Genomic DNA, 856 nt, shown 5'->3' on the forward strand with positions numbered 1-856 from the left:
GGCGCTGCACGTCGCGCAGCACGCGCCCGAGCACGGTGCGCTGGCGCTTGAGCACCCGGCGCAGCCGCTTGAACTGCTTGGCGTGCGCATAGCCGCCGGCACGCCGGCGCAGGCTGCGGCCCTCGCGCTCGAAGGTCTGCTTCAGCCGCAGCCCGGCGCGCTGCGCCAGTTGCACCACCTTGGCCCGCGCCACTTCCAGCAGCCGGCTGTCGGTGGGATAGGCCACCGCCTTCTCCTGCACCGTGGTGTCCACGATCACACGCTGCAGTTCGCTCTTGCGCACCGCCTGCATCTGCACGGCCGCCTCGATCGTCTTGGCCAGCAACTCCTCCACGCCGGCCTCGCCCAGCACCCGCCTGAAGCGCCCGATCTGCGTGGCATCGCACGGCAGGCGCGGCTCGTAGTACTCCTGCCCGCTGAAGAACTGCCACACCACGTTCTCGGCCCAGCGCTCGACCACGGCCTCGTCGCTCAGACCATAGGCATGCTTCAGGTACAGCAGCGACACCATCAAGCGGATCGCCAGGCGCGGGCGCCCCGCAGCGCTCACGCCTGCGCCGACCACCTGCAGCGTGGGGCCGAACAGGTCTGCACCTTCGATACTGCGCCCGCGCCGGTCCTTGCGCGCCAGCAGCGGCGCTACGCTCGCTTCGATCTGCTGCCACGGCATACGCGTGGCCAGCACCGCCAGCGGGTGGCGCAGGTCGATCATCTGGTCCAGTCGGGCGCGGAAAAAGTCCGGCGTGCTCATCGAAATCCGTCTCCAAACTCCCAGGAATTCCCATCGAGCCGATTCATCTTCGCGAGTTCCAACCCCGCAACATCACCTCACCAACTCAGTGTCTATGCGGCTTGA

The 856-nt window shown here is 68.2% G+C and carries 1 protein-coding gene; it reads right to left on the reverse strand.

All coding sequences use genetic code 11. From position 1 onward, the window contains the following. A partial coding sequence (locus CTA01S_RS16240; RefSeq protein ID WP_157451416.1) for an IS5 family transposase occupies nucleotides 1-751 on the reverse strand: 751 nt, incomplete at its 3' end. Nucleotides 752-856 lie beyond the last annotated feature (105 nt).

It is taken from the genome of Caldimonas taiwanensis NBRC 104434, from assembly GCF_001592165.1.
GTDB lineage: Bacteria > Pseudomonadota > Gammaproteobacteria > Burkholderiales > Burkholderiaceae_C > Caldimonas > Caldimonas manganoxidans.